Below are 6,577 nucleotides of genomic sequence, written 5' to 3' on the forward strand. Positions count from 1 at the left end.
GATGCAACTATAGCAAGCTGTACATTTTCGATTCTCTGTCAATCGATCGATGAAATTTCCCCTTTCTATCCCTCAAAAAATAATGGCATGGTGGGGCTTCGAATCTTGAAACGCATCTATGCCAAAAGATCCCCTTTACACTTTTTCCCTATCTACGGTATAATTATCATACATGATTTTATAGCTTCTGCTTTTATCACGTACAGGCATCATCCAGAGTTTCACAACCTTCTTGATGCCGTTTTTGCATGTATTGCCCAAAGGGGAGGGTGTACAAGGAGATGAAGGCGGAAGGGGGAAAGGGGTAACGTTATGAAAGATGAGATCTTTGGTGTACTCCAACGCGTCGGGCGCAGCTTCATGCTGCCGGTCGCGATCCTGCCAATTGCAGGTATCCTGCTCGGCATCGGCGCGTCGTTCACGAACCCGACGACGATCGAGACGTACGGTCTCGGCGGTGTCCTCGGTGCGGGGACGGCGCTGCACTCGCTGCTCACGATCATGGCGAGTGCGGGCAGCACGATCTTCGGCAATCTGCCGATCATCTTTGCGGTCGGCGTTGCGATCGGTATGGCAAAGGCGGAAAAGGAGGTCGCGGCGCTCTCGGCAATGATCGCGTTCTTCGTCATGCACACCGCCTGCAACGCGATGCTGAAAATCGGCGGACAGATCCTGCCGGACGGATCAATTGCGCCGAACGTCCTCGAGGGTACGATTGCCGCCTCCTGTGGCATCATGTCGTTTCAGATGGGCGTCTTCGGCGGCATTATCGTCGGTATCGGCGTTGCATGGCTGCACAACAAGTATCACAAGATCGTTCTGCCGAATGCTCTCTCCTTCTTCGGCGGCTCCCGCTTCGTTCCGATCATCTCCACGATCGTCTTCCTCTTCGTCGGCATCGCGATGTACTTCCTCTGGCCGCTTGCACAGCAGGGCATCTTCGCCCTCGGCGGACTAGTTACGGGTACCGGCTACATCGGCACACTGATCTTCGGCATCATCAAGCGCGCACTCATCCCCTTTGGCCTGCACCACGTTTTCTATCTGCCGTTCTGGCAGACAGGTGTCGGCGGCTCGATGATGATCGACGGGCAGCTCATTCAGGGCGGTCAGAACATCTTCTTTGCACAGCTCGCCTCGCCGAACGTCGCACATTTCAGCGCGGATGCGACGCGCTACTTCTCGGGCGAGTTCATCTTCATGATCTTCGGTCTGCCGGGCGCAGCGCTCGCGATGTACCACTGTGCGCGTCCTGAAAAGAAGAAGGTCGCCGGCGGTCTCCTGCTCTCGGCGGCACTCACCTGTATGCTCACAGGTATTACGGAGCCGATCGAGTTCTCCTTCCTCTTCGTAGCTCCCGCACTCTTCGCTGTTCAGGTCGCACTCGCGGGCGCGGCGTACATGATCGCACACATCCTTGGGATCGCCGTAGGTCTCACATTCTCGGGCGGTCTGCTGGACTTCTTCATCTTCGGTATCCTTCAGGGTGAGGCAAAGACGAGCTGGATGTATGTCATCCCCGTCGGCGTGATCTACTTCTTCCTCTATTACTTCATCTTCCGCTGGATGATTCAGCACTTCAACTTCAAGACGCCGGGCCGTGAGGACGACGACGAGGAGACGAAGCTCTATACAAAGGCGGACTACAAGGCACGTGAGGGTGCGGGCGGCGCTTCGGGCGGCGACGCAGGTTTTGATGCAAAGAGCGCTGCGATTGCGCGTGCACTCGGCAGCAAGCGCAACATCACCTCCGTCGACTGCTGCGCGACACGTCTGCGCTGCTCCGTGGCGGACTCCTCGATTGTCAATGAAAAACTGCTCAAGGCGACGGGCGCGGTCGGCGTCATCGTCAAGGGCACGGGCGTGCAGGTCATCTACGGACCGCAGGTTGCCGTCATCAAGTCGAACCTCGAGACCTATCTTGAGACAGCCCCCGATGTCGAGCCGGAGGACGATGTGCCGGCAGCACCTCCCGTGGAGGAAAAGCCTGCCGCAGCGGAGACGCCGGCGCCGGTGCCCGCAGGTGAGGGACGCACACTTTGCAGCCCCGTCACGGGCACGGTGCATCCGATCACGGAGGCGCCCGACGAGGCGTTTGCAAGCAAGATGATGGGCGACGGCTTCTTCATCTATCCGAGCAAAGGAGAGGTACTTGCGCCCGACGACGGTGAGGTGGTCTTTGTCTTTGACACGAAGCACGCCATCGGCATGAAAAGCGCGGACGGCACAGAGTATCTGCTCCACATTGGCGTGGACACGGTCGCGCTTGGCGGCAAGGGCTTCAATGTCTTTGTCGAGTCGGGACAGCAGGTGAAGAAGGGCGACAAGCTCATGGAGTTCGACATCGACTACATTCGTGAGAATGCGAAATCCGATGCCTGCCTTGTGATCTTCACAGGACTGCCCGAGGGCACGAGCGTCGAAATGACCGCCACAGGCGAAGTCACAGCGCTCGATCCTGTTGCAAAAGTGTAAAAATACACAAATACACGAATCCCCCGCAGTCGTGCTTCTGCACTGCTGCGGGGGATTTTCACTCAATCAAGACGGCTTGCGTCGTCGGACAGCATCGAGAAGATGGAAAACATCTCCGCAAAGGTCTGGTTCTTGATCAGCCTGCGCACCAATGTCTTATTCATCAGGAAACGGCTGATCATCTTATAGAAGAGCGGCAAATTGCGATCCCCACCATCCTTCATGGACAGAAGGAAAACGATCTGCACCTCTTCCTCGTCCCATCGAACCGGACGCTCCAAGATACCGATCATGACCAGACTCCTCAGACCCAGAGGCCGTGCAGGGTGCGGCGTTGCCACGAGATTGCCGAGCGCCGTCCCTCCGATGCGCTCGCGCTCCAATACACATTCATAGAATGTATCGGGCAGCTGCGCCGCACGCATCGTGGCTTCACACATCATCTTCAGGACTTCGTCTTTATCCTGCGCCGCAATGTGCGGAAGAAAAAAATCTTCCGAGAAATATTCCATGATCGCCCGCTGTCGGTCGCGCTTCAGATGCTCACGGATATCGCTGCCCTCGTTCCACGGAAAAGCGTGCCCCAGCTCGATGACGGGGACGGGCAGCTCCTCCTTGATCGGGATCGTGGAAAGGATGTAATCCGCCCCCCGCAGGTCGGCGTCGGAAAAATCGGTGGACTCGTATGCGGCAATGACGCTTAGATATTTCCCGTAATTTTGTTCAATATTATGGGCGAGGAGAACGGCTGCCCCCTTTCCGGTGCCGCAGACAATCAGCACATTTTTCTTGCGCTGCGCACGCATGCGTTCGAGTGCTACATGAAAATACATAGCAATATAGCCCGTTTCATCTGCCGAAATTTCCCGTCCATATTCCTTTTGCAAAACACCGCACGCTACATTTGCCATTTCATACGCCAAAGGACCACCCTCGCGGATCTCCTTCATCATCGGATTCTCCTGCGGCATCCCGCACAGGAGGCGCGTCCGCAGCGAAACCAGATGGGTCGACAGGCTGGCAATCAGCTCGAAATCATGCGAAAAATCATAGCAGAACACATTCTGCACGGATGCGAGCATCTGGTGAATAAGTGCATAGACATCGGCAGTCGCAGTCGACGCCTGCTTCCACGAGATGACCTTCTTGCACTCCAGATGAAGCAGGATGTACTGCTGCTCCCCTTCCGAGAATCGGATGTCGTACATTGCCTCCAGTGCGACAGCCACGGCCTTTGCGAGGTCAAGGACATCCGGGGTGTGCTGGATCGCAGGAAAGCTGCCGGGCGCAATCTCTCTCCCCTGTCGAATGCGCGTGATTGCAACATCCACATGCAGGACAAAATTTTGAAAGGAGTATGCCGCCATGCGGTACATATACTGCTTGAATATATCCTGCAAAAGTGTAGCCACTTTTTGAATATCCGCGCGCAGAAAATCGCCGTCGCTTGCGATCACATTTCGATTGAGTCGGACAAGGAGGCGCCGCAGATCCTTTTCCTGCCCCGTGATGCGCATTCCTGCATAGGGCTGGTAAACGAGCTGCAGGTCATACGGGGCAATCAATGCGCGAACACCCTTCAGATCCTTTTTCAGTGTGGACCGGCTGATGTGGAGAACCTCGCAGAGATCGTCGCTCCTGTACGCCGCGTCGCTCTGCAGGAGTTCGCGCGTGATTTTGCCGATCCGCGCTTCTGCGGTATCGCCGAGCATTGCACCGCCATTTTCAAGCGAATCCAGAAAGCTGAGGAAGCGGCTGCGCTCCGTTACGTCCAACGTAACGCCGCGATGCGGTTTTGCGACAAGCTGCGCGCCGTGCGTCCGCATCATCTGATTCAGCCGTGTAATATCGTCGTAGACCGTTCGGACGGAAACTCCAAGTTCTTCCGCCAGCACCTTATAGGTAACAAACTCATCCTCAGGCATGAGCAGCACCAGCTGCAGCCATCGATCCATGAGTCCCCTCCTTTTGCATGCATCGGATCCCTATCGTCTGCATTATACCCTATATAAAGCTCCTGCGAAAGTGTCCCATACTCTTTGCTTTGCCCGAAGGGGATACATCTTCCGAATATGATACGGCATTTTCGGAACTGGAGGTTTCTGTCCCTGCTGCTATAATGGGACATGTGAAGTGAACGGCGATACAAAGAAGAGGAGGTCTTGCCATGTTTAGTGAAAAGCAGGTCGTGTTCCTGGAGGAGGCCTTTCCGAGAAAGCAGGAGGTTATCCATCACCTGACACACCTTGCAAATGAGCGCATCCTGGATGCTGATCGGTATGAGCAGGCGGTGCTGGCACGAGAGGAGTCGTTCCCCACCTATACCATCGACGGCGTTGCGATGCCCCATGCAAAGTCGGACGCCATCGGCGAGGCATTCGTCGCATTTGCCCGTCTCAAAACACCCGTTCATTGGGGTTCCGAGGAGGGCGAGGATGCGAGCGTCGTATTCCTCATCGGTGTGCCGGAGGCAGGAAACGGAGAGCAGAACAACAACCTGCACCTAAAGATTCTGGCTGCACTCAGCAAGAAACTGATTCACGACTCGTTCCGTCAAAGCCTCTCGGAGGCGCAGTCCGTTCAGGAAGTCTATCAGCTGCTGCAAGAGATTGAGGAGGATTTCAAATGAAAATCGTCGGCATATCCGCCTGCACCGCAGGCATTGCACATACCTATATGGCGCAGGAGGCACTCGAGCAGGAATGCAAAAAGCGCGGCATTGACTGCAAGGTTGAGACACAGGGCGGCATGGGCATCGACAACGAGCTCTCGCAGGAGGAGATCGATGCCGCCGATATCGTCATCCTTGCCGTCGCCGTCAGTGTCGAGATGGCAGAACGTTTTGATGCCAAGCGTGCAGCAGGACGCGTGATTGATGTCAGCCCCACAGAGGCGATCAAGCAGACCGCATCCCTGATCGACCGCGCGGAAAGTCTCGCCGCATCGGCGGCACCAGAGGCAGCACGCACGGCCAGCGCTGCGCAGCCCCCTGCTTCAGGAGAAAAGACAAGCCTCGGCGCAGAGCTGTTCCGCTATTTCAACACTGGTATCTCCTACTTCCTGCCGGTCATCATCGCCGGCGGTATGATGTTCTCCTTCACGCTCATCACGGGCACGGTTGAGGACGGCCGCATCATTCCGAGCAATCAGTTCTGGCAGAACGTCTACGACCTCGGCATGGCGGGCTTTGCGATGATGGTTCCTGTCCTGTGTGCTTACATTGCCTATGCAATCGGCAGCAAGGCGGCAATTGCGCCCGGATTCATCCTCGGTCATGCAGCGAACACGCCGATGGGCGAGTCTCATATTGCAACGGGCTTTCTCGGCGCACTCTTCCTCGGCTTTCTCGTCGGTTACTTTGTCCGCTGGATGAAGAAGTTCCACGTACCCGAAGTACTGCAGCCCATGATGCCGACCTTCATCATTCCTCTGGTGACAACATTCGTCCTAGGGTTGTTCTATATCTACATCCTTACCGTTCCACTGAATGCCTTTGTACAGTACATGATCCAGGTCATGTACCAGCTGAACGGAGCAGGCGCGATAGCCCTTGGCATCGGCATCGGCATCTTGGCGGCGGCAGACTTCGGCGGAGCGTGCAGCAAGGCCGCGACTGCATTCACGCTGGCGCTCATGGCAGAGGGCATACTCGGACCAAACGGCGTGTTCCGTATGTGCTGTGCGATTCCCCCGCTTGGCATGGGGCTTGCCGCATTCATTCTCCGCAATCGATATGATGCTGCGGATCGCCAGCTCGGCATCTCTGCGCTCTTCCTCTCCTCTGCCGGCATCACAGAGGGTGCAATTCCCTTTGCCGGCAAGGACTTCCGCCGTACATGGATCGCCTGCGCGATTGGAACTGCCGTTGCCGGAGCCGTCGGTATGCTGCACGGCATCACCTCCATCGTCGCCTTCGGCGGTGTTGTCGCCATCACGGGTGTTGTGGAGGGAAAACTCTGGTATGTGCTGGACATGCTCCTCGGTGCAGGCATCATTGTATTGATTCTCTTCTTTACAAAGCCGAAACTTGAACAGGAAAAGTAAAAGACATACCCTCACTTGAACATAAAGGGGCTGTTGCACGAAGCTAGAAAACTTCGTG

4 protein-coding genes are annotated in these 6,577 nt (G+C 56.1%); 3 read left to right on the top strand and 1 reads right to left on the bottom strand.

The genetic code is table 11. The features are described from left to right. The first annotated feature begins 312 nt into the window (after positions 1-312). Positions 313-2,475, top strand: a complete 2,163-nt coding sequence (locus HMPREF1992_RS09065; protein ID WP_021685594.1) for a PTS transporter subunit IIABC — start codon at positions 313-315, stop codon at positions 2,473-2,475. A gap of 62 nt (positions 2,476-2,537) precedes the next feature. Here the strand turns inward: HMPREF1992_RS09065 and HMPREF1992_RS09070 are convergent, their stop codons facing one another. Continuing rightward, positions 2,538-4,430 carry a BglG family transcription antiterminator gene (locus HMPREF1992_RS09070; protein ID WP_021685595.1) on the bottom strand — a complete coding sequence of 631 codons (1,893 nt, stop codon included), beginning with the start codon at positions 4,428-4,430 and terminating at the stop codon, positions 2,538-2,540. A 212-nt stretch (positions 4,431-4,642) separates the two neighbouring features. Between HMPREF1992_RS09070 and HMPREF1992_RS09075 the strand changes: the two genes are divergently transcribed. Together HMPREF1992_RS09075 and HMPREF1992_RS09080 are read left to right on the top strand one after the other, a co-directional pair. Beyond that, complete coding sequence (locus HMPREF1992_RS09075) at positions 4,643-5,104, top strand: PTS sugar transporter subunit IIA (RefSeq protein ID WP_021685596.1); 462 nt, start codon at positions 4,643-4,645, stop codon at positions 5,102-5,104. Next, complete coding sequence (locus HMPREF1992_RS09080) at positions 5,101-6,519, top strand: PTS fructose transporter subunit IIC (protein ID WP_021685597.1); 1,419 nt, start codon at positions 5,101-5,103, stop codon at positions 6,517-6,519. The genes HMPREF1992_RS09075 and HMPREF1992_RS09080 overlap by 4 nt, the downstream gene beginning before the upstream one ends. Positions 6,520-6,577: the final 58 nt, after the last annotated feature.

Source organism: Selenomonas sp. oral taxon 892 str. F0426 (assembly GCF_000468035.1).
GTDB lineage: Bacteria > Bacillota > Negativicutes > Selenomonadales > Selenomonadaceae > Centipeda.